General features: G+C 40.0%; 25 protein-coding genes. 14 read left to right on the top strand and 11 right to left on the bottom strand.

Annotated elements, in window-relative coordinates:
• Positions 1-28 precede the first annotated feature (28 nt).
• Entirely contained in the window at positions 29-2095 is a 2067-nt protein-coding gene (metG, locus tag HBH39_RS09725; RefSeq protein ID WP_167677782.1) for a methionine--tRNA ligase, read from the bottom strand.
• A 157-nt stretch (positions 2096-2252) separates the two neighbouring features.
• Here metG and apbC point away from each other — a divergent pair, with 157 nt between their 5' ends.
• From apbC to HBH39_RS09680, 9 genes are all read left to right on the top strand, one after another.
• Entirely contained in the window at positions 2253-3368 is a 1116-nt protein-coding gene (gene apbC / locus HBH39_RS09720) for an iron-sulfur cluster carrier protein ApbC (protein ID WP_167677780.1), read from the top strand.
• 8 nt (positions 3369-3376) lie between these two features.
• The gene (udk, locus tag HBH39_RS09715) at positions 3377-4015 is read left to right on the top strand and encodes a uridine kinase (RefSeq protein WP_167677778.1); all 639 of its coding nucleotides are present in this window, start codon (positions 3377-3379) and stop codon (positions 4013-4015) included.
• A gap of 213 nt (positions 4016-4228) precedes the next feature.
• Positions 4229-5077: an aminodeoxychorismate lyase gene (pabC, locus tag HBH39_RS09710; protein WP_167677776.1), complete on the top strand. Its 849-nt coding sequence runs from the start codon at positions 4229-4231 to the stop codon at positions 5075-5077.
• A gap of 13 nt (positions 5078-5090) precedes the next feature.
• Positions 5091-6101, top strand: coding sequence for an endolytic transglycosylase MltG (mltG, locus tag HBH39_RS09705; RefSeq protein ID WP_167677774.1), 1011 nt, complete (start codon positions 5091-5093; stop codon positions 6099-6101).
• A complete protein-coding gene (tmk, locus tag HBH39_RS09700; protein ID WP_167677772.1) occupies positions 6098-6742 on the top strand; it encodes a dTMP kinase in 645 nt (214 codons plus the stop codon). Before mltG ends, tmk begins: the two co-directional genes overlap by 4 nt.
• A gap of 24 nt (positions 6743-6766) precedes the next feature.
• Positions 6767-7726 (top strand): DNA polymerase III subunit delta', encoded by a 960-nt coding sequence (gene holB, locus HBH39_RS09695; RefSeq protein ID WP_167677770.1) that lies wholly within the window; start codon positions 6767-6769, stop codon positions 7724-7726.
• An 80-nt stretch (positions 7727-7806) separates the two neighbouring features.
• Positions 7807-8133 carry a PilZ domain-containing protein gene (locus HBH39_RS09690; protein ID WP_167677768.1) on the top strand — a complete coding sequence of 109 codons (327 nt, stop codon included), beginning with the start codon at positions 7807-7809 and terminating at the stop codon, positions 8131-8133.
• Between the two features lie 45 nt (positions 8134-8178).
• Complete coding sequence (locus tag HBH39_RS09685) at positions 8179-8967, top strand: TatD family hydrolase (protein ID WP_167677767.1); 789 nt, start codon at positions 8179-8181, stop codon at positions 8965-8967.
• 499 nt (positions 8968-9466) lie between these two features.
• Positions 9467-10597 (top strand): porin, encoded by a 1131-nt coding sequence (locus HBH39_RS09680; RefSeq protein WP_167677765.1) that lies wholly within the window; start codon positions 9467-9469, stop codon positions 10595-10597.
• Between the two features lie 79 nt (positions 10598-10676).
• Here HBH39_RS09680 and rsmF read toward each other — a convergent pair whose 3' ends face one another.
• Entirely contained in the window at positions 10677-12140 is a 1464-nt protein-coding gene (gene rsmF / locus HBH39_RS09675) for a 16S rRNA (cytosine(1407)-C(5))-methyltransferase RsmF (protein WP_167677763.1), read from the bottom strand.
• A 410-nt stretch (positions 12141-12550) separates the two neighbouring features.
• On the opposite strand from rsmF, the gene HBH39_RS09670 reads away from it, so the two are divergent.
• Entirely contained in the window at positions 12551-13777 is a 1227-nt protein-coding gene (locus tag HBH39_RS09670; protein WP_167677761.1) for a nucleoside recognition domain-containing protein, read from the top strand.
• A 212-nt stretch (positions 13778-13989) separates the two neighbouring features.
• On the opposite strand, the gene HBH39_RS09665 is transcribed toward HBH39_RS09670, so the two are convergent.
• The 8 genes from HBH39_RS09665 to HBH39_RS09630 all read right to left on the bottom strand — a co-directional run bounded on the left by HBH39_RS09665 (position 13990) and on the right by HBH39_RS09630 (position 21602).
• Positions 13990-14811, bottom strand: a complete 822-nt coding sequence (locus HBH39_RS09665; protein ID WP_167677759.1) for an alpha/beta fold hydrolase — start codon at positions 14809-14811, stop codon at positions 13990-13992.
• 150 nt (positions 14812-14961) lie between these two features.
• On the bottom strand, positions 14962-15642 hold the full coding sequence (locus tag HBH39_RS09660; RefSeq protein WP_167677757.1) for a M15 family metallopeptidase: 681 nt from the start codon (positions 15640-15642) through the stop codon (positions 14962-14964).
• 14 nt (positions 15643-15656) lie between these two features.
• Positions 15657-16784, bottom strand: a complete 1128-nt coding sequence (gene dapE, locus HBH39_RS09655; RefSeq protein WP_167677755.1) for a succinyl-diaminopimelate desuccinylase — start codon at positions 16782-16784, stop codon at positions 15657-15659.
• Positions 16781-17131, bottom strand: coding sequence for an ArsC family reductase (locus HBH39_RS09650; protein ID WP_167677753.1), 351 nt, complete (start codon positions 17129-17131; stop codon positions 16781-16783). Before HBH39_RS09650 ends, dapE begins: the two co-directional genes overlap by 4 nt.
• A gap of 154 nt (positions 17132-17285) precedes the next feature.
• Positions 17286-17801 carry a PTS glucose transporter subunit IIA gene (crr, locus tag HBH39_RS09645; protein WP_167677751.1) on the bottom strand — a complete coding sequence of 172 codons (516 nt, stop codon included), beginning with the start codon at positions 17799-17801 and terminating at the stop codon, positions 17286-17288.
• Positions 17802-17878: 77 nt separating this feature from the next.
• Entirely contained in the window at positions 17879-19615 is a 1737-nt protein-coding gene (gene ptsP / locus HBH39_RS09640) for a phosphoenolpyruvate--protein phosphotransferase (protein ID WP_167677749.1), read from the bottom strand.
• Positions 19616-19624: 9 nt separating this feature from the next.
• Positions 19625-19882 (bottom strand): HPr family phosphocarrier protein, encoded by a 258-nt coding sequence (locus tag HBH39_RS09635; RefSeq protein ID WP_167677747.1) that lies wholly within the window; start codon positions 19880-19882, stop codon positions 19625-19627.
• A 151-nt stretch (positions 19883-20033) separates the two neighbouring features.
• Positions 20034-21602, bottom strand: a complete 1569-nt coding sequence (locus HBH39_RS09630; RefSeq protein ID WP_167677745.1) for a methyl-accepting chemotaxis protein — start codon at positions 21600-21602, stop codon at positions 20034-20036.
• 274 nt (positions 21603-21876) lie between these two features.
• Here HBH39_RS09630 and HBH39_RS09625 point away from each other — a divergent pair, with 274 nt between their 5' ends.
• From HBH39_RS09625 to HBH39_RS09610, 4 genes are all read left to right on the top strand, one after another.
• Complete coding sequence (locus tag HBH39_RS09625; protein ID WP_167677742.1) at positions 21877-22587, top strand: DUF3334 family protein; 711 nt, start codon at positions 21877-21879, stop codon at positions 22585-22587.
• A gap of 38 nt (positions 22588-22625) precedes the next feature.
• Positions 22626-23660 carry a LacI family DNA-binding transcriptional regulator gene (locus HBH39_RS09620; RefSeq protein WP_167677740.1) on the top strand — a complete coding sequence of 345 codons (1035 nt, stop codon included), beginning with the start codon at positions 22626-22628 and terminating at the stop codon, positions 23658-23660.
• A 125-nt stretch (positions 23661-23785) separates the two neighbouring features.
• Positions 23786-24724: a transporter gene (locus HBH39_RS09615; RefSeq protein WP_167677738.1), complete on the top strand. Its 939-nt coding sequence runs from the start codon at positions 23786-23788 to the stop codon at positions 24722-24724.
• Between the two features lie 20 nt (positions 24725-24744).
• On the top strand, positions 24745-25701 hold the full coding sequence (locus HBH39_RS09610) for a DUF808 domain-containing protein (RefSeq protein WP_167677736.1): 957 nt from the start codon (positions 24745-24747) through the stop codon (positions 25699-25701).
• 62 nt (positions 25702-25763) lie between these two features.
• Here the strand turns inward: HBH39_RS09610 and HBH39_RS09605 are convergent, their stop codons facing one another.
• Positions 25764-26153: a DUF805 domain-containing protein gene (locus HBH39_RS09605; protein ID WP_167677735.1), complete on the bottom strand. Its 390-nt coding sequence runs from the start codon at positions 26151-26153 to the stop codon at positions 25764-25766.
• Positions 26154-26267 lie beyond the last annotated feature (114 nt).

Below are 26267 nucleotides of genomic sequence, written 5' to 3'. Positions count from 1 at the left end.
CTTTTTTGTGTTGAATCAGAGTGAGGTTTTATTTCACTCGCATACCGGGTTGTGCACCTTCATGTGGTTCTAAAATCCACAAGTCTTTACCGCCAGGGCCAGCCGCAAGTACCATACCTTCCGACATGCCAAAACGCATCTTACGCGGTGCAAGGTTGGCGACCATGACCGTTAGTTTGCCTTCTAAATCTTCAGGTGCATATGCCGATTTGATTCCTGCAAACACTTGTTTGGTTTCACCACCTAAATCTAATTGTAGTTTTAGTAGTTTATTGGCTTCAGGAACATGTTCAGCTTTAGCTATGCGTGCAATACGTAAATCTAACTTAGCAAAATCATCAAATTCAATGGTTTCACTTATTGGGTCATCTTCTAGAGGATTACCACTTACCGCTTTGGCATCTAGAACTGGCGCTTTGTTATCAGCTTTAGCTGCTTGAGTCACTTGGAGGTTTTCTTTAGATGCATCTACCATGCTAGCCACTTTGTCTAAGTCAACACGCTGCATTAACGCTTTGAAAGGTAGAATTTCATGGCCAGTCATATCTGTGGCTAAGCTGTTCCATGTTAGCTCCATTTGCAGGAAGGCTTCTACATCTTGGCTTAAGCGAGGTAAGACAGGCTTTAAGTAAGTGACTAAAATGCGGAACATATTTAATGCATTTGAACATACTTCGTGGGCTTGCTGTTGCTTGTCTTCGTGCTTCACTAGCTGCCACGGAGCTTGATCAGCAACATACCCATTGGCAATATCCGCCATGGCCATAATTTCACGCATGGCTTTGCCATATTCACGGCTTTCATAATACTCAGCAATTTGCTCTTGTTTAGCAATAAAGCTTTCAGCAAGGCTATTGTCGCTAACTTGGGCTAATTTGCCATCAAAGCGCTTACTGATGAAACCTGCTGTACGTGAGGCTAAGTTGACTAATTTGCCGACTAAGTCAGAGTTAACACGTTGAGCAAAATCTTCTAGATTAAGGTCTAAATCATCAATACGGCTACTTAATTTAGCTGCGTAGTAGTATCGTAAATATTCTGGATCTAGATTGTCTAAATAGGTACGTGCTTTGATAAAGGTCCCTTTTGACTTAGACATTTTGGCACCGTTAACTGTCACATAGCCATGTGCATAGACACTGGTTGGTTGGCGATAATTTGCGCCATATAGCATGGCTGGCCAAAATAAGCTGTGGAAGTAAACAATGTCCTTACCAATGAAGTGGTAAACTTCTGCGGTTGAATCTTTTGCCCAAAAGTCATCAAAATTAATACCAGGGTTTTTATCGCAAAAGTTTTTAAATGACCCCATATAGCCGATAGGGGCATCTAACCAAACGTAAAAATATTTACCTGGTGCATCTGGAATTTCAAAACCAAAGTAGGGTGCATCACGAGAGATATCCCACTGCTGTAGTCCTTGCTCAAACCACTCGCCCAGTTTATTGGCCATTTCTTGTTGTAATGAACCCGAATTAATCCACTCTTGCAACATACCCTCAAATGCAGGTAAGTCGAAGAAGAAGTGCTCTGAGTCTTTCATTACAGGCGTTGCCCCTGAGACTGCTGATTTAGGATTGATTAAATCCGTCGGGCTGTATGTTGCACCGCAGCTGTCACAGTTATCGCCGTATTGATCTTCTGATTTACATTTCGGGCAAGTCCCTTTTACGAAACGATCGGGTAAAAACATCGACTTTTCAGGGTCAAATAACTGTGAAATCGTCTTTGATTTGATGTAACCATTGTCACGCAACTTGATATAAATATCACTTGCTAGTTCACGGTTTTCAGGGCTATGGGTACTATGAAAATTGTCAAACTGGATGTTGAAATCAGCAAAGTCTTGCTCATGTTCTTGTTGAACTTGAGCTATCATTTGTTCTGGCTCGATACCCAATTGCTGTGCTTTAAGCATAATTGGGGTGCCATGGGCATCGTCAGCACAGATATAATGACATTGGTGACCACGCATTTTTTGGAAACGCGACCAAATGTCTGTCTGAATGTATTCAAGCATATGGCCTAAGTGAATCGGGCCATTGGCATAAGGAAGAGCACTGGTTACCAGAATTTTACGCTGTGAATGTGTCATTTTTTCTCAACATCGATTTACACTAAAAATATTGCCCTGATACTAACCGATAAAAGCAGTTTTTTCATTAAAACATGAACTAAAAGTGCTTATTAATAACTAATTATTTATCAAGTTCTGATACACTTGCACAAATTTGCCAATGGGAGCCTTGCTTTTGTCTATTTCCTATACTGATTACCAACTCGATGCACAATTATTATCCCCAGTGCTCGCTATTCTGGATGCTTATGTCGATCCGTATTTAAAACAAGGTTTAGTGTCTGCGGGCTGTGTGGTTAAGCTTGATATTGAAGGTAAACGATTACAGTTGGGATTGGTTTATCCCTATCCTTGTATGACCCAGTATCGTGACACCGTTATGGCTATTACCAATCAATTAGCGGTGTTAGATGCCATTGATGAAGTCGAGTGCGAAATCGATTTTCAACCACGTGTTTATTCTGCCATTACCTCCGTTGCCCCTATCAACAATGTTAAGCAAGTCATTGCGGTGGCCTCTGGCAAAGGCGGCGTGGGTAAGTCAACAACGGCAGTTAACCTTGCTTTAGCGTTGAAAGCCGAAGGTGCTGAAGTTGGCATTTTAGATGCTGATATTTATGGTCCTTCAATACCTATGATGCTTGGTATCCCTCATTTCAGACCGCAATCGCCTGATGGAAAAATGATGACGGCTGCTTCTGCTCATGGCATTTCGGCGCAATCAATTGGTTTTATGCTAGCAGAAGGCGAAGCGGCGGTTTGGCGTGGCCCTATGGCAGCTGGTGCCTTGGTTCAATTACTCAATGAAACCCAATGGCCTGAGCTTGATTATTTAATCATTGATATGCCACCCGGGACCGGTGATATTCAATTAACACTGTCGCAAAAATTTCCTGTCAGTGGCGCGGTGATTGTCACCACACCGCAAGATATAGCCTTAGCTGATGCGCAAAAAGGCATCACCATGTTTAATAAAGTACAAATCCCTGTGTTGGGGATTGTTGAAAACATGAGTTTCCATTTATGCCCTGAATGTGGTCATAAAGAACATCCATTTGGAACTCATGGTGGTTCTAAAATTGCCGAGCGTTACAATGTGCCATTATTAGGTGCGTTACCGCTAAACATTAATATTCGAGAATCGATGGATGACGGTGCACCTTGTGTTGCCAAAGAACCCGATTCAGAAGTGTCAGCAATTTACCGTGAAATAGCCCGTAAACTGGGTGCTCAGCTGGCGCTTCAACAAGTACAATCTACAGTTTCCATTAGCATTTCAGACGACGAGTAAGGTTTAGCATGAATTCTCCACAATGTGTCATTATTGGTATTGCAGGGGCATCTGCCTCAGGTAAAAGTTTAATTGCCAATACCATTTATCATGAGCTTTGTCGTGATTTAGGAACTAATCAGATAGGGGTGATCAACGAAGATTCGTACTACCGTGATCAAAGCCATTTAACCATGGAAGAACGAGTGAAAACCAATTATGATCACCCAAAAGCACTTGATCATCAGTTACTTGCTAGTCACTTAGTTAAGCTTAAACAAGGTGAAGCCGTTGATATTCCTTGTTACAGTTATACCGAGCATACTCGAATTGCCGATGTGACGACAATGCAGCCAAAAAAAGTAATCATTCTTGAAGGCATTTTGCTGCTAACCGATCCTAAATTACGTGATTTAATGGATGCGAGTATTTTTATGGATACTCCATTAGACATCTGTTTTTTACGTCGCTTAACTCGTGATGTTGCAGAACGCGGCCGCACCATGGAAACGGTGATTTCTCAATATAAAAAAACTGTTCGCCCGATGTTTTTACAGTTCATTGAGCCCTCAAAACAGTATGCAGATATTATTGTTCCCCGTGGCGGTAAAAACCGAATTGCAATCGATATTTTAAAATCTCGTATTCAAGGTTTACTTGCTAAGTAAAGTCGTTTCACAGTAGGTAAGCGGTTATCGGTCTAACATAACAAAGGCTCAAATGAATTGAGCCTTTGTTATCTATATAAACAGGTTTTTTGGTTAATTTGCTTGGCAATAGATATGCGTTAGCTTTTAAGTGCACGAATTGAAAGTTTTGATAATGCTAACTTGTTAACGAGCGAAGCAAGTGATTGCTTGATGCATAAATCAGGATGAATAATGACCACAATTTGGGTAAATCAACAACCTCAAAATACGGTAAATGCAGCCGATCGTGGCTTAGCATATGGTGATGGTGCCTTTGCAACTATGCGTAGTTTGCCGATAATGCAACAATCAGCTCAACAGCGGATATTGTTTCTGGATTTACACCTCTCACGGCTTGAACAAACCTGTGCTCGGTTAGGTATTATGTGGTCTGCCTCCGCAAAATTAATTGATCATTTATTACACCTAGCCAGCAATCACCCAAATGCATGCATTAAGTTGTTACTTAGCAGAGGAGTCGGAGGGCGCGGTTATCAAGCGCCGGCCAATCAAACTGAATTACAAGTCACTGAAGTGACTTCAGTTCATGCTATTCCAGCGCATTACCTTTCTTGGCAGCAGCATGGAATTAAGCTTGCTACGTCAGCAATTAATCTCGGTCGGCAACCGCTTCTTGCAGGGATGAAACATTTAAATCGATTAGAGCAGGTGCTGATAAAATCACAACCCATCAAAGATGGCTTTGATGATTGGCTGGTCTATGACACCCAAGGCGTTTTAGTTGAAGCATCAATGGCCAATGTTTTTTTGGTCAAAGACAAGCAGATATATACTCCTGCGATTAATCAAGCCGGTGTTAGTGGTGTAATGCGAGAGGTGGTGATTGATACCATACTGGCTATTGGTTTTGCTGTAAATGCAACAACACTCACTGAAGATGATATTTATCAAGCCGATTCATTAATGATGAGCAATAGCTTATTAGGTTTAATTGATGTGGTTCAAGTTGATACTAAAGCACTTAAGCCGTGGCAGCACACCAAGCAAGTGGCTGATATATTAAAAACACATTTACAATAATTTATAGAATTTTATGAATACAATAAAAACGAGAATTTTTGCCAGTCTTATTCCAGTATTTACAATCATTTGTCTTGGTGGATATTGGTTTGCTAAAGACTTTATCGATTATAAAAAACAGCCTTTATCAATCACCCAAGCAACGACATTGAATGTTGCACCAGGTACATCTGTCCTTAAACTCACCCAGCAATTAGAAGATCAGCAAATGCTGACCGATAGTTGGAAAACTCGCTTTTTGGTAAAGCTCGAGCCTCAACTTGGGCAAATTAAAACCGGTTTATATCAAGTGCTTCCGGGTGATACCTTGGCGGACTTTTTGAATCGAGTCCGTTTAGGTCAAGAAATAGTTTTTTCAGTCACTTTAATTGAAGGTAAAACCATAAAAGAATGGTTACCTGTGTTGCAAAATTTACCACACATGACATTTGATGAGGATGTGTTTATTAAAGTGCTTGAAGCTAATGGGGATAACTCCGGATTACCTGAAGGGAAGTTTTTTCCTGAAACCTATCATTATCACGCCGGTGAAAACTTAGCATCTTTACTTCAGCGAAGTTACAGCATGATGCAAACTCATTTAGCACAAGCATGGCAACAACGTGATCCTGATTTAAAACTGACAACACCTTATGAATTGTTAATTATTGCCTCGATCATTGAAAAAGAAACCGCAAAAGCAGATGAGCGAGATTGGGTGAGTGCCGTATTTAACAATCGCTTAAAGAAAGGCATGCGATTACAAACTGACCCAACTATTATTTATGGTATGGGTGATCGTTACAAGGGTAATATTACCCGCAAAGATATACGCGAAAAAACCGCTTTTAATACATACCAGATCAACGGTTTACCACCAACTCCGATTGCCGCACCAAGCAAAGCATCGCTATACGCTGCAGCGAATCCTGCCAAGGTGGATTACATTTATTTTGTTTCTCGCAATGATGGTAGCCATGTATTCTCTACCACTTTGCAAGAGCATAATCGCGCCGTGAATGAATATCAGAGAAAAAGAAAATGACCCAGCAATTAGGAAAGTTTATTGTTATTGAAGGACTTGAAGGCGCAGGTAAATCAAGTGCTATTAATTTGGTTAAAAATATCATTAGCCAACACACAGGCCAAGATCCTGTCTGTACTCGTGAACCCGGTGGCACGCCATTGGCTGAAAAAATGCGCGACTTAGTTAAAATCGCAGACGAAAGCGATCCTTTATGTGATGAGGCAGAATGTTTGCTGTTTTATGCCGCCAGAGCACAGTTAATTACCAACGTTATTAAACCGGCAATGAGCGCAGGTCAATGGGTACTAGGTGATCGACACAATCTCTCCTCCTTAGCTTATCAAGGTGGAGGTAGGGGGCTTATGCCGTTGGTAAAGGCTATCAGCGATGCAACTTTAAAAGGCTTTAAACCGGATCTCACCTTATATTTAGATATTGATCCCACACTGGGTTTACAACGCGCTTCAGCCAGAGGCGCTTTAGATCGTATCGAGCAGCAACATATTGCTTTTTTTGAACGTGCGCGTGCTACATTTTTAGAATTTGCCGCTCAAGATGACAGTATTATTGTGATAGATGCTAGCCAAAATATTGAAAAAGTTCATCAAGATATTGTTAAGCAATTAACAAATGTCTGGGCGGTTGAGCGTATTAATTAAATTGATTTATATAGGCTTTTTATTATGACTGACTATGCTTTAACACAACTGCCATGGTTACAAATGCCGTTTGAGCGTTTTGCTCAGTTGTGCTATCAAAATCGTCATAGTCATGCGCAATTATTGCCGGTGGATGAGGCCTTAGGTGGCTATTATTTGGCAAATGAGATGGCGCAAATGGCGCTTTGTTTAAACAAAACCCCATTTGGGGCTTGTCAGCAGTGTAAGTCTTGTTTGCTTTATAAATCCGGTAATCACCCTGACGTCCATTGGGTACGCAAAGATGGCGCGCAAATTAAAGTCGATCAAATCCGCGAACTCTGTCAATCGTTACTGCATACCGCTCAGCAAGGTGGCGCTAGAATCGCTGTCATTGAAAACAGTGAAAGGATGAATACTGCAGCGGCGAATGCATTATTAAAGACCTTGGAAGAGCCGGGAGATAATACCCTGCTGATTTTGCAAACCGATACTCCAGCTAGTTTACTGCCGACAATTACCAGTCGCTGCCAAAAAATTGCTTTTATCGCCCCCCAAAAAAGCGATATCGTTAAGTGGCTAGATGAACAACACTTATTGCCACGGCCAGACGCTCAAGGAAAGCGCCATGATGTGACTTGGTGTTTAGGTGTGGTCGGTGGGCCGTTAAAACTGGCTGATAGCTTATCCTCAAAGCACTATCAGCAATTGCTAGATTATCGTCAAGATTGGGCGGCAAGTTTAAAAAATGGCCATTTACAAAATAGCTTATTGAAGTTGTCGGAACAACAAATTATTGATGCTCTTAAGGTTTTATATTTGTACTTAAGACAATATGTGTTAAAAAGTACTAAGCTAGATCCATTAAACCAAGCAAAGGTCATTGAGTTAGCGGGAAGTGTCATGCAAATGAGCCATAAATTAGCTACAATGGCGAATGTGAACACACAAGCATTATGTCAGCAATATCTACTGCAATTCAGGCATTTACTGGCCCTATCATAGGGCCTACTTAACGTAGTTTTTGCTATTAGGCTGTTTTAAGCAAATTGTTAATTTTTAGATTAGAGAATGAAGATAAAACTATGGTTGATTTGGTTGTAAATTACGATACCCTGCATCAGCTTTATCGAGCCTACATGCCGTTTATTAAACCAGCTGGCTTATTTGTCGCGACCACAGAAAGCCATTTTCTTGGTCAAGAGTTAACCATCGCCTACAGGCTACCAAGCAGCAGTCAAGTGAACGAGTTTAAAGGCACTGTTGTATGGATTAATCCTATTGGTGCATCTGGTGGTAGGCCTGCTGGCATTGGCATAAAAATAAAAACCGATGTTGATAGCCATAAACACCATATTGAAAAATTATTATCACAACAATTATCATCAGCTGATTTGACCTGCACCATGTAGGTGAGTATCCTCAGCATCCCATTTGTTTAGTACAGCATTTTAGTTATGTTAATTGATTCACATTGTCACTTGGACCGTTTGAAAGCGGCACCCGATCAAACCAGCCTGCAATCTATTATGGACAACGCCAAAGCACAGGGCGTTGACTATTTGCTATGTGTTAATGTTAGACAGCAAGGCTTTGAACAAATGCGTGATAAAGTTGCTCAGTTTGACAATGTTTTTCTATCTTCAGGTGTTCATCCATTAGATGTAAAAGATGGTTTAGATGTTGAACAAATTCGACGTTTTGCCTGTGATCCTAAAGTCGTCGCAATCGGAGAAACCGGGCTAGATTATTTTTATGCAGATGAAACTAAAATATTGCAGCAACAATGCTTTGAGCAACAGATTGCTTTAGCCGTTGACGTTAATAAACCGTTAATAGTCCATACCCGAGATGCACGAGAAGATACTATCGCTATGCTTAAAAATGGCGGTGCTGATAAAGTATCAGGTGTTCTGCATTGTTTTACAGAAACTTGGGAGATGGCTAAAGCGGCTATCGATTTAGGATTTTATATTTCAGTTTCAGGTATTGTTACGTTTAAAAATGCCGGAGAACTCAGAAGTGTCATTCGTAAAGTACCCAAAGATAGATTATTAGTTGAGACTGATTCACCTTATTTAGCGCCAGTGCCGCATAGAGGTAAAGAAAACCAGCCCGCTTATGTTCGTGATGTTGCAGAGTTTGTTGCTGAACTGCGTGGGGAGAATTATCAAGATTTAGCTGACTATACCAGTGAAAACTTTTTTAATCTGTTCAAAGATGCCGCCAAAATCATTGGCCGATAACACCAAAGCGTTTTCATAAATTACAGACAAAAAAAGACCCAAAACGATCCGGTTGTTTTGGGCCTAGGGAAATGGCTCATTAAAGAGCCGTGCGCTAGAGTTGAGAACATCTCTGAACAAATTATAGGCAGTGTTTTCAGCTTTAGCGAATTTATGAGTAAATATTTTTTATTTCCAAATTATTTTCCTCAAGCTATTGTTTTAAATTGGTTTAAATTATCTTCTTGCCACATATCATTCATTCAAAATTTAAAACCTTCATTTTTCTGCTTATTTCAAAGCATCATTTTAACTTGCACAGCGCATTAGAGATTAGTTAACTGTGTTAATTCTTCTGCAAAATGTAATCAGCCGATAAATATATCGTCCTATTTTTTTATCAACGGATAATTAAAGCAGAACTTGATGTTAGGTTTATGTAAAATAATGCTAATGGCATTATGGATGTTAAGGGAGTGAACAGTAAATGATTAAAAAAATGATTGGAGCTTGTCTTTTTTTGACAATTTTTCCAGCTCAAGCGGTCGAGGTATATAAGTCAGATTTATTGAATTTGGATATTGGTGGCAACCTGCAACTAGGTGTTATTAATCAAGAAAATAACAGTGGTGAGAATGCCACCACGGTATTTGATAATGGCACCCGTGCACACTTTGATTTTAGCAGTGAAGTGAACTCTGCATTAACTTTTAGAGGCTTTATTGAGTGGAATATCAATGCTGTTGCTCGAAATAGTATCGACAGCTACAACATTGGTAATAACTCGATTTCATTAAATAATGGAACGACGGATTTTTTAAAGCTTCGCCGTGGATTTTTTTCCGCTGAACATGACACTTGGGGCGAGTTTTCAATTGGTAAAAGAGTGGGGGCTTATGCTTCAGTTACCTCATCAACGGATATGTTTAATGTGTATTCTGCGATAGCCTCATCGACCTATGTATACGGTGATGGGGGTTTAACGGGAACTGGCCGAGTTGATAATGGTATTTATTGGAAAAAAGCATTTGGAAGTGATGAGCATAATTTTACTGTTAACCTTCAGGGGCAATTCATTGACGATACCACAGTACTAAGAGATGAAAATGGCGATCCAATAGAAGATGAAAACGGTAATGAAGTCAGCCTTAAAACCTCTGGTGGTCAAGCTGCCAGCGTAATTTATGCTTTTGACAAAGACAAACTGACCTTTGGTTTAGCGTATGTGAATGATGAAGCTGAAGGCAAAGGCATTGCGGTTAAAAATCCAAATGCAGTTGCAGGTACCATAACATCAACAATGGATGATTGGTATTTTGCTGCTGTTGCGGCTCATTCTGAAGGCATGTACCAAGACAATACGAATCAAATATTTGAAGGTACAGGTTTTGAAGTGATGCTGAGTAAAAATATTGGAAATTGGAAACCTATGATTGGCTGGAGCCATATATCGCCAGACAGTTATAATATTGCAGGTTTAACCAAGGCCAGCCAGTATGAGTTAGATATGTTCACATTGACCCTAAATTATAATATTAAGTCTCTTGGATTTTTTGCTTTTATTGAAGGTGTGATAGATAACGGCACCAATGCTGATGGTAGTGACAGTCAAGATGATTACGTGTCTGTTGGCATGTACTATCCATTTTAATGGCTAGATTGTGATGCAATTAAAAACTAACTGGTGAGGATGTTTGCCAGTTAGTTTTTTATCAATTTGGTGATGTTTATTAAAGAGATACTTTATCTCTGACCAAATCTCTTGGTAAATTATTTTTCAATCTATGACCTAAATGCTTTACCACACCAAGTGGGCGTTGATGATAACTGACAATCATTTCTCCCTGAGGATGTGTTGCTAACCATGCTTGTTGTTGAGCAGAGAAACTCGTGGTTTCAATATCTCTACCCATTAAAAAGTGTTGGGCTTGTGTTGCATCTAATTCAATGGCATTAGTGTGTTGTTTAGTGTTTTTCACTAACGCAATAATGGCTTCATGTTTAACTTTAAACCCTTTTTTGAGTGCATCAGCGAGTTTTAAGCCAATTCGCTGGAAGCGCATTTTACCAATAAGCGGGATGAACTCTGCAGGAAATAGCCAAAACTCATCATCACGTTGCATGATTTGATCCCCTTGCTGTAATTGAATATCAAAACGTGTCGCTAGGTAATCGGTTAATGCAATGAATTGTTTAGTCGCAACGGGTGTAAAAGGGAAATTCTTTTGCAACTTAGGTTGCTTTTTAATCCGTTCAACTGAAGCCGTTTTACGGATTTTGGCAACAAAGAAACCCTCACTATCATATATTTGTGGCCAAACGTGTAAAAAACCTTCTTCTGTACAGGCTTTGTCAGCATTTGGGAATAAGTTATTTAATGACACAAACTCTACAGCTTCTGGGTAAGTTTGTTGTATGTGATGACAAATTTGCTGATTTTCAATTTGGCTTAATGTACAAGTGGAGTAAATTAAGATCCCGCCAGGTTTTAAGGCTAGAAATGCCGACTCAATTAAGTCTTTTTGCGTTTGTGCGATTGCGGTAACATCGTTTATATCCCAGGTTTTTAATGCGTTGGGATCTTTTCTCACTGTGCCTTCGCCGCCACAAGGGGCATCTAATAAAATGGCATCAAAGGTTTCATAAAGGTATTCACCAAATACGCGTCCATCAAAATGGGTTAGGGCAGTTTGACTAGCCCCCATTCGTAGCACATTGGCATGCAAAACCTTTACCCGACTCGCGGAATATTCATTGGCTATTAATAAGCCATTATTTTGCATCAAGGCGGCAATTTGAGTGGTTTTAGAACCTGGGGCAGAGGCGACATCTAAAATAATGTTAGCTGTTGTATCTTGAGAAAATAATGCTGTTGGCGGTAGCATGGAACTGGCTTCTTGGATATAAAACAGCCCTTGTATGTGCTCGATGAGATTACCAAGTTGCTGTTCATTTTGAGGCTCATCAGAATCAAAGGTTATCCAAAAACCATCTTTACACCAAGGAATTGGTTCAAATTGCCAGCCTTTAGGCTGCATTAAAGTGATAAATTCATCGCTAGTGATTTTAAGGGTGTTTACCCTAATTGATTTACGCAGCGGTTTATCACAAATAGCAATAAATTCATCAAGCGACAGGTGGTCGGGTAATTCAGCAGCGATGTGTTTGATAAAGTTTGGATTTAGTTGAACCATAATGCAGATTATTTTGAGTCTCGTGGCATAATTAGTAAAGATCATAACATGGACCGCACATTAGAAGGCATAGAAAGCATGACAAAATAGCGATTGTCTTGGTTTTGATGAGCTTATCCTCATCATAATAAATAACTGATCGTTCAAGCTTGTGAAAATAACGGATAATAGCGTTAATTTTTTTGATTGTAGAATAACTACTTATCAAAAAATCTGCCTAGCTAGCATGCATTTCTCCTAGGCAACCTCTGTTTCATTATTGATTGTGATCAATGGAATGAATGATTAGTTTTTATGTAGTTAACCACGTTTAGTTGTGAGAGTTGGACTCATAGTTCGCCTTCTTTACGAGTGATACAAGACAAATAAAAGGCTATAACGTTTTAGGCCCAAAATACCAAGGAGCACATGTGTTAAATCGAGTTTGGTTTGGATTTTTTATTTGTGCATCTTTTGCCATTATCTTGCAATTGTTTGGTGGTAACACACAGGTGTTGGCTGATTCTGTGAATGGGCTGTTTGCCAGTGCTAAGCTCGGGGCTGAAATTTCCTTAGGTTTGATTGGCGTGTTGGCTTTGTGGATGGGGTTAATGCAGGTTGGTGAAAAAGCTGGAGTGGTTGGCTTATTTGCCAAGTTATTTGAACCTTTATTAAGTAAGTTAATGCCTGACGTGCCAAGAGGGCATCCGGCCTATGGCAGTATCAGTATGAATCTCACAGCGAATATGCTGGGGTTAGATAATGCTGCAACGCCATTAGGTTTAAAGGCCATGCAAGATTTGCAAAGTTTAAACCCCGATAAAAGTGTGGCAACTAATGCGCAAATCTTATTTTTAGTCCTGAATACTTCTTCTGTTACCTTAGTACCTGTGACGGTTTTTTTATATCGAGCTCAACAAGGTGCGGCTGCACCTGCAGATATATTTTTGCCAATTCTATTAGCGACCTGCGCGTCAACTTTAGTGGGTTTGTTAGTGGTGGCAATGGTGCAGCGTATCTCGTTATTGAATACTGTTATTTTAGGCTATGCTGCCATTTTATTATCACTATTATGTGGTTCCATTTTTTATTTAATGACCTTAAGTGCAGCGGCCATAGGTCAAGTTTCTAGTGTCTTAGGCAATGGCATTTTATTATTTCTTGTGCTGAGTTTTGTGATGGTGGCAGGTATAAGAAAAGTTGCCATTTATGATGAGTTTATTGAAGGTGCAAAGGGTGGCTTTAATCAAGCCGTGCAGCTTATTCCATACTTACTCGCCATGTTAATCGCTATTGGCTTGCTTAGAACATCTGGTGCACTTGATTACTTACTGCAGCTTTTAGCGAGTTTGGTGTCAATGATAGGGTTTGATACCCGATTTATTGATGCGATGCCTACAGCAATCATGAAGCCCTTTAGCGGTTCTGGTGCAAGGGCCATGATGCTTGAAACTATGGATTATCATGGTGTTGATTCATTTGCAGGGCGATTGGCGGCGATATTTCAAGGCAGTACAGAAACCACATTTTATGTATTAGCTGTGTATTTTGGCTCGGTAGGGATCCGAAATGGTCGTCATGCTTTAGGTTGTGGGCTTGCGGCTGACATTGGCGGCATTATCGCCGCGATAGGCGTATGTTATTGGTTTTATGGCTAGTTAACCTGATCAGCGGATAACAGCTTGCTTTCTAGAGGCTATTTTTACTGATAACTGCGTTAAATTTGTTTGCAATAGGCCATCTATTGACGCACAAATTTGCCTTGTTCTAAGCAAAAATATCTCTCTAGAAATCTATTCTAAAGTAAATTTCAATAAATTATTGTGTTAGCTAATCTCTTATCCGCAGTTCAGGTTAGTCAGAGTAAGTACTAAGCGTGTTTGTTTAGGAACTCGCTTATTACTTGAGTGACCTGTTCAGCTTGCTCTAGCATCGCGATATGACCCGCCTGCTGAATATGGATCAATTCACTGCCATCAATATCTTCACTCATCAGATAGCTTTCAAGTACAGTGCGTAACTTATTTTCGACCCCTACCATGACTAATGTAGGCAGAGTCAATTGTTCACACAGGTCTAATGTATCGCGCTTGTAAATCGCCATTTTGGCAAATTTTGCCAAAGCTATCGCTTGGTCTGCATTGTAGTTTTGTAAACGACTGCTAATTTGATCGGCAAAGTCTGTTTCTTGTGTAAGATTTTTTGCCAGCATTAGCGACGCAATCGTGTCTGCTAACTGTGGTTGAATTGCCTGCTGTGTGTGAATATCTTCTAACCATTGTTGGTATTTGAGGCAGTTAATCTGTGGCTCAAATCCAATAAAACTATTGAGCATGACTAATGATTTGATTTGGGTTGGCCTGTTTAGAATCATTTCCGCCGCAATTGCAGCGCCGCAATCATGGCCAACTAAATGATATTCCTCAATATTAAGTTGCAGTAATAGGGCTTCAATCTGACTCGCTACATCTAATAAACTGTAGGTGTTTTCAGGGATTGCACTTGACTGCCCGTGGCCCCACAAATCGATTGCAATACAGCGATAGTGGCTCGAAAGCTGGCTGAGTTGATGTTGCCACACCTGGCTATTTAAAAATAAACCATGAAGAAAAACCACAGTTGGCCCTTGGCCGACATCAATAAAATGCAATGGCTGATCATCGATTAAACCATGCTGAGAGGCTGAAAACATAAAAAACTCAATATTAATCACTTAAAAAATTAGCCGAGATTATACAGGACGAAATCATGACAGGACTATAGCTAATCGGCATTGGTTTCTACTTTAACTGTATTTGAAGGGTAAGATTAAATCGTTTGGATCAATGTTGGTTATTTGGCTTTAATCTGGTGCAGGTGCCACAAATCGAACATAATGTTCAACCAAATATTCAAGCTTGTTAAGGATTTGCGGTTTTAGTTCAATATCAGCAAACTCAATCACTTTCACTAATTGTTGGCTATCGTATTGAGCTAAAAAGTCATTTGATACAGGGTAATAGCTGATATGCCAAGGCTCAGGGCTAACGCCACTTAAGTGTTGCTGGTACGGAAAGTAGAAGCCAAATTGTTGTGCATATTCGCGCAACCAAAGGAAAAGCCTGTGACATGGACCGCCTGATTGATATTCATCGGTCGTTAAGCGGAGTTTGTCACGGCTAATGGTGTTTAAGTCAAAAACATCAATGTCTGTTCCCCAATGATGGCGTGAGCTACCAGGTAATGCAGACCAGAGCAAAATGGCTTGCATTAGCTGATCTTTGGATAAACTTGTAAAATCGAGTGGCTGATTATTGATATCGAGCAAGGTGCGTTTTCCACAGGCTTTGGCATTCCAGATGGTGAGCTGTTTATCAAAATTACGATGGGCTGAGCAAATGTTGATAGCGATACCTTCTTGAGCCGCTGCAGCTTGCATTTGTTTAAATGCGTTTAGAGTGTTTTGTTCAAGAAAAAACGCCTCAAAAGGTTGTAAAAAGCTGGCATCCAAACCATAAAGATGTGGATGCTCAACAGGGGACATATTATCCAACAAGGTTAGCAAAGTAACTTTTCCAGAATCCGCTCATAACATAATGCCAATAGTTCTAAATCGGCAGTATTAACGCATTCGTTCACTTTGTGGATAGTGGCGTTAACAGGGCCAAGTTCAATCACTTGAGCTCCAGTGGGCGCAATAAATCGACCATCTGAAGTGCCACCGGATGTTTGTGGGTCGGTATCGTAGCCAGTGATCTCGCGGATACTTTCTTTAGTGGCTTCAAGTAATGGGCCGTCACCCGTTAAGAAAGGTAAGCCGTTGTATACCCAGTCAATATCATAATCTAATCCATGAGCATCAAGAATACTCAATACTCGGGCGATTAGTATTTCGGCGGTAACTTCGGTTGAATAACGGAAATTAAACATCACGTTGAGATCGCCTGGGATCACATTTGAGGCGCCGGTTCCGCCATTGATATTAGCAATTTGAAAGCTGGTCGGCGGGAAGAAGTCATTGCCATTATCCCAATGCATTTGTGCTAATTCAGCTAAAGCGGGAGAGGCTTTATGGATCGGGTTGTCGGCTAAGTGAGGGTAGGCCACATGGCCTTGAATGCCCTTTACGGTTAAGTGACCCGTTAAACTGCCCCGACGACCATTTTTAACCACATCGCCTAATTTATGTGTTGATGAAGGTTCACCCACTAATGCCCAAGTGATTTTTTCATTACGGGCCTCTAACGTATCAATGACGCGAGTCGTGCCATTAATAAACGGGCCTTCTTCATCACTGGTGATCAAATAAGCAATTGAACCTTTGTGATCTGGATGTTTAGCAACAAAGCGTTCTGTGGCAATAACCATTGCAGCTAATGATCCCTTCATGTCTGCTGCACCGCGACCATGAAGATAATCGTCGATAATTGTTGGCTGAAAAGGCGGAGTATGCCAGCGACTTAAATCACCTGTTGGTACTACATCGGTATGACCGGCAAAGCAAAATACCGGGGATTCAGTGCCGCGTCTTGCCCACATATTGGTGGTGTCTTCAAACACCATTGATTCAATATTAAAGCCAATTTGACTTAATCTATCAGACATTAAACTTTGACACCCTTCATCAAGCGGTGTGACTGATTGACGTGAAATTAATTCTTTGGCTAAATCGACAACATGACTCATTTTTGGCTCCAAGCTTGGTATTGTGCTTCTTTAAAGCCGACTAGACAGTGTTGACCGTCATCTAATACTGGGCGTTTAATTAGGGTTGGGTGTGTCAGCATTAAGTCAATTGCTTTTGATTCGGTTAAATCGGTTTTTTCAGCTTCATTTAAACTTCTAAAGCTGGTGCTGCGTTTATTAAAAACGGTTTCCCAGCCCAGTTTGTCACACCATTGTATAATGGTGTTTTTGTCTAGACCTTGCTCGCGAAAATCATGAAACTCATGTTCAACTTGATTGGCTTCTAGCCATTTACGCGCTTTTCTTACTGTGTCGCAATTTTTTATGCCATAAAGTTTCAACGCCATTACTCCCAATATTGATTTTTATTTAGAATTTTTAACTATTGTGTCATCGAGGTACGCGTGGAACAAGCTAAAGGAATGTGTTTGAGGATATTTCAATCGCTGATACGAGTTAGCGTTGCAGATAACCAAAAGGCTATCTGCATAAGCATGCCATTCAAGACAGTTGCACTGTGAAAATAACGTCTTTACCCGCAACAACATGCCCTTCATTGATCTTATCGAGTCTTTTTATATCTTCCATATTGGCTAGCACTACGGGTGTTAATAAGCTTTCAACTTGGCCTGTTAAAAACTCAAGATCGAAAGACAAAATTTTATCACCTGCTTTAACCTGTTGGCCTTCTTCTGCTAGGCGAGTAAAACCATTACCACGCAATTCAACGGTGCCAACACCAAAGTGGACGAATAACTCTAAACCTTGAGCCGACTCAATGCTAAATGCATGATTAGTTTCAAAAATTTTTCCAATAGTACCGTCAATAGGCGCTAAAATAAATTGACCTGTTGGGTTAATTGCTATGCCATCGCCAACGATTTTTTCGGAAAAAACAACATCTGGAACTTTTTCTATTGCTATTATTTCGCCTGACACTGGAGCGAGTATCGCGATACCACCTGTTAACTCTTGTTGACCAGACATCAGACGCCGTATACGGCTTAAAAATCCCATTAGAACCAGCCTCTTTTCATTATTATGCTTTCATTGTAAACGTGATTTAGGTGATTAATAAATACTAGTATTTATTTTTAGTGTGTTAGCTTCACATTATTTACTAAGCTAAACTGTTTTATTGCTTCGTCAATGGCCGAAATCGTATTTAATTGGTTAATATGAGCCGCATGTTCAACAAATTGGGAATATTGACCTTTAACGACTTGTGACTTTACGGCTAATAGATGGTTAGGATTAATGCTGAGCTCATCTAATCCCATGCCCATTAGCAAAGGCAACACGGTTTCATCTCCGCCTATTTCACCACATAAACACACCTTAACACCGGCTTGTTTGCATTGAGCAATTATCATGGCAACTAATTTTAACACCGCTGGCGACAGTGTCGGATAACTGTGAGCGAGTTGTGTGTTGCTGCGATCTGCTGCCAAGGTGTACTGGGTTAAATCGTTGCTACCTATACTAACAAAATGTAAGTAGGGCAACATGGCATCGAGTGTCAATGCTGCTGCAGGTGTTTCAACCACAATGCCATATTCCACTTCAGCAAATTTTTGCTGTTGTTCAATCAATTGAGTTTTGGCTTGCTCAATTAATGCAAAGGCTTGTTGTAATTCTTCAAGTTTGCTGATCATTGGAAACATTAATCGCACCGAGCCAGTATTAGCTGCACGTAAAATGGCTTTTACTTGAGTAATAAACATATTTTGATGAAGTAAACTATAACGAATACCTCTTACACCAAGGGCTGGGTTGTCTTCGTTGTTTTGTTTTAAGCAAGGGATCTCTTTATCTGCCCCCACATCAAATGTACGTATAGTGAGTGGTTGGCCGTTTAAGGTATGTATTGCATCACAATAAAGTTTGTATTGTTGGTCTTCATCTGGCATTGCTTTGGCATTCATCAGTAAAAATTCGGTACGAAACAGTCCTATGCCTTGAGCGCCGACTTCCATCAAATGACTAATTTCATTTAAATTGCCAACATTAGCCCTCAGAATTATTGCTCGACCATCAATGGTTTGGCAGGGGAGATCTTTAAAAGCCATTAAGGCTTGTTGATGCGCAATTTGTTGCTGTTGTTTTTGCGATAACTGCTCGACTTGCTCGGGATCAGGTTTGACATACAATACGCCTTCGAATGCATCCAGCACTAATGGTGTGTTATCGGCAATGGTGCCAACTTGATTTATCCAAGGGCAATTTAACAATGCTGGAATGCCAGCCGCACGGGCCAAAATGGCGGTATGGCTGGTTAAACCACCGGACTCAAGCACTATGCCACTAATGTAATCAAGGGGTAACATGGCAAAGTCTGCTGGGGTTAAATCATCGGCGAGTAATATAGTCGCTTGAGTTAGGTTAGATAAATCGTGCTGACTAGAGCCTTGTAAAATTGCGATTAATCGCTTGGCTAAAAACCGAATATCTTGGCTACGATTGGCAAGATAGGGGTCGTCCATTTGTGCCAGTGCTTGGGCTTGTTCATTAAAGGTACGATTAACTGCTACTGGCGCACTAACGCGATATTGACTGATGTGTTGGCTGATTTCATCAACAAGCTCTTCATCTTCAAGCAGTAAAATATCAGCATCAATTAATTGGAAGTTTTCGCAGGTTGGGCAAACACGTTGTTGGCTTTTTTGTAAATGCTGAATTAATAAGGCAATGGATTGGCGTAAATGGTATTTTTCGGACTCGATTTCACTTAGTGGTAATAATCGAAGATCTAGCGGTTGTGGTTGTGTACTGACATTGAGCGCTTGCCCAAATGCAATACCCGAAGAAACCACAATACCGTTTACCTGCATAAAAACCTCTTAACTTAAAGTGATAAGTAATTCCGATACTTTTTCAACCGCTTGTTGAGCCTGTTCACCCTGTGCAAGTACCGTGACTTCCACCCCTTGATACAGTCCAAGAGTTTGTAATTTGAATAAACTTTTTGCGCTTGCTTGCTTGCCATTACATTCAACAATTACATCACAGTCAAAGCTTTTCGCTTCTTTGACCAGCAATGCCGCAGGGCGAGTGTGAATACCATGTGGGGCGGTAATGGTGACTGTTTTTTGATACATATTGATTGTGTTCGTCATGATATAAATTTAACGTGCCTAATATACCTTAATGCATTGAATCATCATAGCGACATAAAAATACCATATAATTAATCATCATGTTTCAAATGATTAATTACAATGGTATTAGCTGACTTAAGGTAAGAAATGATTAAATTTTAAATTGTTTTAGTGTGTTATCGATACTGGCGCTGATTTGGCCAAGCATTTGAGCTTGTTGTTTATTGGATTCATTTGCTGCGACTTCTTTGTGGGTTAAATCAGAAATCGCATTAATATTTAGATTAATTTCTTCTGTTACCATCGCTTGCTGTTCAGTGGCACTGGCTAATTGTGCTGTAACATCGCTTATGTTTGCTATAAGCAGTAAAATATTTTGCATTGCATCACTTGATTGGCTGGCTTTAAGTTGTAACTCATCTGACTGTTGTTGAGTTTGATTATTGCTGCGAAGTAGTGAATTTATCCCCTCATTAATTTTACTAACGATTTGGTTTATTTCATTAGTCGAATCTTGAGTGCGATTGGCAAGTGCTCGGACTTCATCTGCAACTACCGCGAAGCCTCGGCCATGGCTTCCTGCACGAGCAGCTTCAATTGCCGCATTTAAGGCTAGTAAATTTGTTTGTTCGGCAATGCTCTTAATGACATCTAATATAGACGTAATTTCACTGGACGATTTTGATAGTACTTGGCTAACTTCCACATTTCGTTTTAACTCTTGGCCAAGTGCCTCACCTTGGTCAACTGTCGTTTGCATCAATTTCAAACCTTGTTCTGCTTGAGTTTTTACTTCTGCAGCACTTTGTGCAGCTTGGCTGGTATTGCCCGCCATGTCTTGAGTTGTGGTTAACATTTCATGCATTGCTGTTGCCACACTTTGTGTTTCTTGATTGACGTTTTGACTGCTTTGTTGAGCGGTATTGACGTTGGTTAATAAATGCTCTGAATGAGTCGTTAATTGATCACTAATTGGATGTAACTGTGCGACCACATTCGCAATTTTTTCGACAAACATATTGAATGCTATGGCGAGTTGTGACACTTCATCTTTGCCTTTTTCATCAAGTCGTTGTCGTAAATCGCCTTCTCCAGCAGCAATATCTTTCATGGCATTAATGGCAACATTGATTGGCTGGGTGATAGAGTGATTCAATAGTAAAAAAAACAGGAAAATGGGCACAGAAATTAATAACATGATAATCAGGTAATCAATCATGGTACTTTTAAGGGCGCTATGGATTTCATCGGTTGGAGCTTGGGTAACAAAATATTTTTGCAGGGAGCTATCAAATTTTGCCAGCATAAATAAATCCGTTTGCTGATTGCCTTTTGAAAAACGTAATTCTGCAATTGCTTCCTTAGTATGGCTTTGTTCAAGCAAATTATTGACTGCGCTACTTCCTAACCAAACTGGATTGGCCATTGTGGTGACTAAACGTTTGTTATTGTGCAATATATAAATCGGATGAGAGGTTTGTTGATTAATATGTTCTACCAAATCGTTTAGTGTTTCATCTGAAGCGTGTTGTTGCAGAAAATCCAGTGTGGTGACCAATTGCTCGATTCCCACAGCAAGCTGGGCATATTTATCGGTTACTAAATTATTATATTGTTCCTTCACTGAGAAACTGCCAAAACAAACGGTGCCTATTGCCGCTAAAATTAGCATAATAAACAAGCGTTTTAAGATGGTTAGTTGGCGTAACATTGCAATCATTCCAGCAGCCTTTTCACATGAGATATATAGCAATCGATTATAAATATTTATCCTAACTTGAGGAGTGTCTTGTTAGTAAACTGTGACGTAAACAAGAGTTGTTAGTCAAAAGTGTTATTAATATTTGATTTTAACTAAACTATCTGTAAAACAGTAGGTTAACGCATTTGTGTTTGGTGTCGGTTATTATATGTGCTAATGATTTGTTTTTGTTTTGATTTTTTCTTCATTTACCCGCAAGATTAACCATAAGTTTAAATATAGGTATATTGCTATGAACTCGTCACAAACGGTTAACAACGACGATATTTTACTCAAGCTTTGTCATTCAGTTTCTCATGTCCTTTCAAGTACGAGTGCGAGCCATGTAACTCATGCTGGTATGGTGCAATCTATTTCTAAAACCCGCTTAAAGCCTGATCTTGGCTGTTTTTCAATTTTTGACGGAGGGTTTTCAGGTTTAGTTGTGATTAATTTTTCTGCCGATGCAGCCATTGAGATTTATCGACGTTATATGGTCAATATGGGCATGCCCGAAAGCGAATTAGCTTTTTCTCATACATCTGATGATGTAGCCAATGTGATGGGCGAATTGATGAACCAAATTTTAGGGGATTTTATTGGTAAAATCTCAAAAGAACTACAAACATCAATTAGTCAAAGTCAGCCTAAAATGTTGACAATTAATAAAGAATTAACGATTTCAGTTGATACTAATCTTGATGACGCTGTTGCACGTCGCGTATCGTTCAAAACAGAGAATAACCATATTTTCTATCTTGAATTTGCAATGGATAAAACAGAGTTTATCCGTTCATATGATTTTGAAATGGACGAAGAGTTTGATCCGGATTCACTCATTGAAACTCATCAAAAAACGGCCAATAAAGTCGCAGTTGAAAAAAGTAAATTATTAGCCGATCCCAGCGTAAAGGGGATTGTAGCTGATGATGCGGATGATTTATTGAACGAACTTGGATTATAAAATTTAATTATAAAAGTAATCATTAAGGCGAAGAACAAATGGCATCTAAAGCAACATCAATAGATATTGCTTATCGTGCCGGGGTATCGCAATCAACGGTATCCCGTGCGTTAAGGAACAGTCCTTTAGTTAATTTAGAAACCCGGCAGCGTATTCAAGCGATTGCCAAAGAAATGAATTATAAAGTTGATAAAAACGCCAGTAATTTACGCACCCAAAACAGTCATACTTTGGCATTATTAATTTGTGAAGATCCAACAAATGATGACTCACTCATTAATCCCTTCTTCTTATCTATGCTCGGGTCTATTACGCGGGCTACTGCCCAGCAAGGTTATGACTTATTAGTCTCATTTCAGCAGTTATCGAGTGATTGGCACGCAGATTATGAAGACAGTAATAAGGCTGATGGCATTATTTTACTCGGGTATGGCGATTACATGGACTACGCCCATAAACTGGAAAAATTGTTAGAACAAAATACTCACTTTGTTATTTGGGGAGCTGAACATAACAATAAATCAGTACTTTCTATCGGTTGTGATAATCATCAAGGTGGCTTGATTGCAACTGAACACTTAGTGAAACAGGGTAGAAAAAGCATTGCCTTTTTGGGCGATGCATCCAGTCGCAGCCCTGAGTTTAGAGACCGTTATTTAGGCCACTGTGAAGTGCTAAAAAACAATGGTTTAAAAGTGGATAAACGCTTGCAGCTTGAGGCTATCAGTACCGAAAGTTCAGGTTTTGATGCCGCTGAGCAATTGCTTGATAAAGGCATCGCGTTTGATGCCATATTTGCTGCCAGTGATCTAATCGCCATTGGTGCCATGCGTGCTCTTAAAAAACACGGGATTAATGTACCTGAAGATGTCGCTATTGTAGGGTATGATGATATTCCTGTCGCGACTTTTGCTAACCCCAGTTTGACCACCATCAAGCAAAATACCCAGTTAGCGGGTGAAATCATTGTTGACAGCTTATTAAAGCTAATACGTGGTCAAGAGGTATCTGGGATGTTGATACCAACTAATCTTATTGTGCGTCAATCATGCGGTAATATTGAGGAAAACTAAAATATCACTACCTTTACCGGGTTGTATATTGGCAAAATTAATTATCAGACGGGCTCGCTTTTGCTTGGAGTCCATTATTCATCATTTTTCAGCATTAAATTGCATAGTGACTCTAGGATTGAGTAATGAGACCTGCACTCACCCATGGCCCAATCATCTCGATACTGCCTATAAGGTTGTTAAACAACATTGTGTTATCGACGGGTTTGATAGCCTTTGCATCAAATGCACAAGATCTTGAACCAAGAAGTTACACTAATATTCCTATCGGAATGCATTTTTTAGTAGCGGGATACGTCCATTCTGAAGGCGATTTATCCCCAGCCCCGTCAGTTCCTCTACAGGATGCCAAACTTGCTATTGATAGCGCCGTTTTAGCATATGCCACAACCTTTGATTTTCTGGGGAGTTCAGCCAAAGTCGATTTATCAGCCGCTTATGCATGTGCAGATGGATCCGCAACCTTTCAGGGGGATTACGTATCCGGTACTGTTTGTGGCTATGGCGACCCTGTGGCTAAATTCACTTGGAACTTTTATGGCGCGCCAGCGTTAACTTTATCAGAGTTTGCTGGCTATCAAGAAGGGTTGGTGATGGGGTTAAGCTTGCAAGCCCATATTCCGTTGGGTACTTATGATGATGATAAATTACTCAACATTGGTACTAATCAATGGGTTTTTAGACCGGGCATTGGTATGTCATATCGTAAAGGTAACTGGTATTACGGCCTAAATGCCACTATCAGGTTTTATGAAGACAATGATGATTTTTATCAAGATGTGCTATTAAAAAAACAGCCACAGTACAGTATTCAAGGGCATTTAGTTTATTCCTTTACACCAAAGCAATGGATGTCATTAAGTGCGAATTATTTTTTTGGTGCAGAAACAGAAAAGAATGGTGTGGCATCAAATGATGATGAAAACAACTCACGCATAGGTTTAACTTATTCATATGCATTTAACCGCCAACATAGTATTAAAGTGAATACCAGCTTGGGGGTGATTACGCGAGTGGGAAATGATTTTACCACTGCGGGTGTATTTTGGTTATACGCGTTTTAGTACCATAAGAAGGACGTCATATGGCAGGGGCAAGTTTATTAACATTGTTAGATGATATCGCCACCATTTTGGATGATGTGGCGGCGATGAGTAAAGTGGCTGCAAGAAAAACGGCGGGCGTATTAGGAGATGATTTAGCCTTAAATGCCCAGCAAGTTTCGGGAGTCGCTTCAGAACGAGAGTTGCCTGTTGTTTGGGCGGTTGCGCTAGGATCGTTTAAAAATAAATTGATATTGGTACCACTGGCCATGCTCATTAGTGCCTTTATCCCTTGGGCTATCACGCCGTTACTAATGTTTGGCGGATTATTTTTATGCTACGAAGGCTTTGAGAAGGTTTATCACTCTTATCAACACCCAAAAGCAAAACAAGATCCACATCTTGATGACAGTGAAGTTGAGCAAAAGCTTCAGCATGATATTGATGATTTACACACTTATGAAAAACAAAAAGTCAAAGGGGCTATTCGTACTGACTTTGTATTGTCGGCTGAAATTATTGCCATAAGCTTAGGTGTTGTAGCGGGGTCGGCGTTGATGAATCAATTTTTAACCTTGTCAGTTATCGCCGTAGTCATGACCGTCGGGGTTTATGGTTTAGTGGCTGCTATTGTAAAAATTGATGATGTTGGCTTATACCTGCATCAACGCCAAGGTGAAGGAATGATGACTCGCATTGGGCGTAGTATTGGCTTAAAGCTTGTCACGAGCGCACCATATCTGATGAAAGGTTTAACCCTTGTTGGCACCATTGCCATGTTTATGGTTGGTGGGGGTATTTTAACCCATGGCATTCACGCTATTGCGGTTTGGATTGAATCAGCGGCCTTATGGACTGAACAAATTGCGGTTGTGGGTGGTCTGTTGGGCTTATTAACGCCCAGCTTATTAAATGCGCTGTTTGGTGTCGTTGCAGGTGGATGCGCGGTGGTGGTGATGAGCCAAGTTGAAAAATTTAAAACTAATCATGTAAACTGATATAAAATTAAAAAGCATATTGGAATCAATATGCTTTTTTTGCTGAAACTAAATATAAAATATTAACTGGCAAAATGGGTATCAGGTTCATTAATGGCTTTTGGGTTGGGGCCATACTCATTATCTTCTTTACTGTCGAAACAGAATACAACCAGTAAAAATAATACACCTATCAGTGGAATTAATGCCAAAAATAACCACCAACCTGAATGATTAGTATCGTGTAAACGGCGTACTGAAACGGCAATGCTAGGAATGAAAACCGCGAGGGTATAAATACCACTGAATAAACCATAACCTGTGGTGGCATCTAATGTGCCAATACCTAAATCAACAAGGTTTAACACAACAGTGATCACTAAATTGATTAGGCCAAACATCCAGTATTCTTTACGACGTGCTCGACCGCTGAATACAAAATAATTTTTTAAAACTTTTACATACCATTCCATTGATTTATTTCCTAATTTTAATTTAAAAGTAACAAAGCAGTTTATATAAATTTAGTTCTAATAATCAACAAAAAACGCATCTAAATTAATTAGATGCGTTTTTTCATGGGTAAC

It is taken from the genome of Shewanella aestuarii (genome assembly GCF_011765625.1).
Classification (GTDB): domain Bacteria; phylum Pseudomonadota; class Gammaproteobacteria; order Enterobacterales; family Shewanellaceae; genus Shewanella; species Shewanella aestuarii_A.
This window is presented reverse-complemented; position numbering and strand designations above follow the sequence as displayed.

Excerpts from the sequence above, each read along its gene's own strand:
- holB (WP_167677770.1), top strand. The coding sequence starts at position 6,767 with ATGACTGACTATGCTTTAACACAACTGCCATGGTTACAAATGCCGTTT.
- dapE (WP_167677755.1), bottom strand. The coding sequence starts at position 16,784 with ATGAGTCATGTTGTCGATTTAGCCAAAGAATTAATTTCACGTCAATCA.
- tmk (WP_167677772.1), top strand. The coding sequence starts at position 6,098 with ATGACCCAGCAATTAGGAAAGTTTATTGTTATTGAAGGACTTGAAGGC.
- HBH39_RS09630 (WP_167677745.1), bottom strand. The coding sequence starts at position 21,602 with ATGATTGCAATGTTACGCCAACTAACCATCTTAAAACGCTTGTTTATT.
- rsmF (WP_167677763.1), bottom strand. The coding sequence starts at position 12,140 with ATGGTTCAACTAAATCCAAACTTTATCAAACACATCGCTGCTGAATTA.
- metG (WP_167677782.1), bottom strand. The coding sequence starts at position 2,095 with ATGACACATTCACAGCGTAAAATTCTGGTAACCAGTGCTCTTCCTTAT.
- crr (WP_167677751.1), bottom strand. The coding sequence starts at position 17,801 with ATGGGATTTTTAAGCCGTATACGGCGTCTGATGTCTGGTCAACAAGAG.
- ptsP (WP_167677749.1), bottom strand. The coding sequence starts at position 19,615 with ATGCAGGTAAACGGTATTGTGGTTTCTTCGGGTATTGCATTTGGGCAA.
- HBH39_RS09615 (WP_167677738.1), top strand. The coding sequence starts at position 23,786 with ATGAGACCTGCACTCACCCATGGCCCAATCATCTCGATACTGCCTATA.
- HBH39_RS09635 (WP_167677747.1), bottom strand. The coding sequence starts at position 19,882 with ATGTATCAAAAAACAGTCACCATTACCGCCCCACATGGTATTCACACT.
- HBH39_RS09660 (WP_167677757.1), bottom strand. The coding sequence starts at position 15,642 with ATGTCCCCTGTTGAGCATCCACATCTTTATGGTTTGGATGCCAGCTTT.
- HBH39_RS09625 (WP_167677742.1), top strand. The coding sequence starts at position 21,877 with ATGAACTCGTCACAAACGGTTAACAACGACGATATTTTACTCAAGCTT.
- HBH39_RS09650 (WP_167677753.1), bottom strand. The coding sequence starts at position 17,131 with ATGGCGTTGAAACTTTATGGCATAAAAAATTGCGACACAGTAAGAAAA.
- udk (WP_167677778.1), top strand. The coding sequence starts at position 3,377 with ATGAATTCTCCACAATGTGTCATTATTGGTATTGCAGGGGCATCTGCC.
- HBH39_RS09605 (WP_167677735.1), bottom strand. The coding sequence starts at position 26,153 with ATGGAATGGTATGTAAAAGTTTTAAAAAATTATTTTGTATTCAGCGGT.
- HBH39_RS09620 (WP_167677740.1), top strand. The coding sequence starts at position 22,626 with ATGGCATCTAAAGCAACATCAATAGATATTGCTTATCGTGCCGGGGTA.
- HBH39_RS09610 (WP_167677736.1), top strand. The coding sequence starts at position 24,745 with ATGGCAGGGGCAAGTTTATTAACATTGTTAGATGATATCGCCACCATT.
- HBH39_RS09685 (WP_167677767.1), top strand. The coding sequence starts at position 8,179 with ATGTTAATTGATTCACATTGTCACTTGGACCGTTTGAAAGCGGCACCC.
- HBH39_RS09665 (WP_167677759.1), bottom strand. The coding sequence starts at position 14,811 with ATGTTTTCAGCCTCTCAGCATGGTTTAATCGATGATCAGCCATTGCAT.
- HBH39_RS09690 (WP_167677768.1), top strand. The coding sequence starts at position 7,807 with ATGGTTGATTTGGTTGTAAATTACGATACCCTGCATCAGCTTTATCGA.
- mltG (WP_167677774.1), top strand. The coding sequence starts at position 5,091 with ATGAATACAATAAAAACGAGAATTTTTGCCAGTCTTATTCCAGTATTT.
- pabC (WP_167677776.1), top strand. The coding sequence starts at position 4,229 with ATGACCACAATTTGGGTAAATCAACAACCTCAAAATACGGTAAATGCA.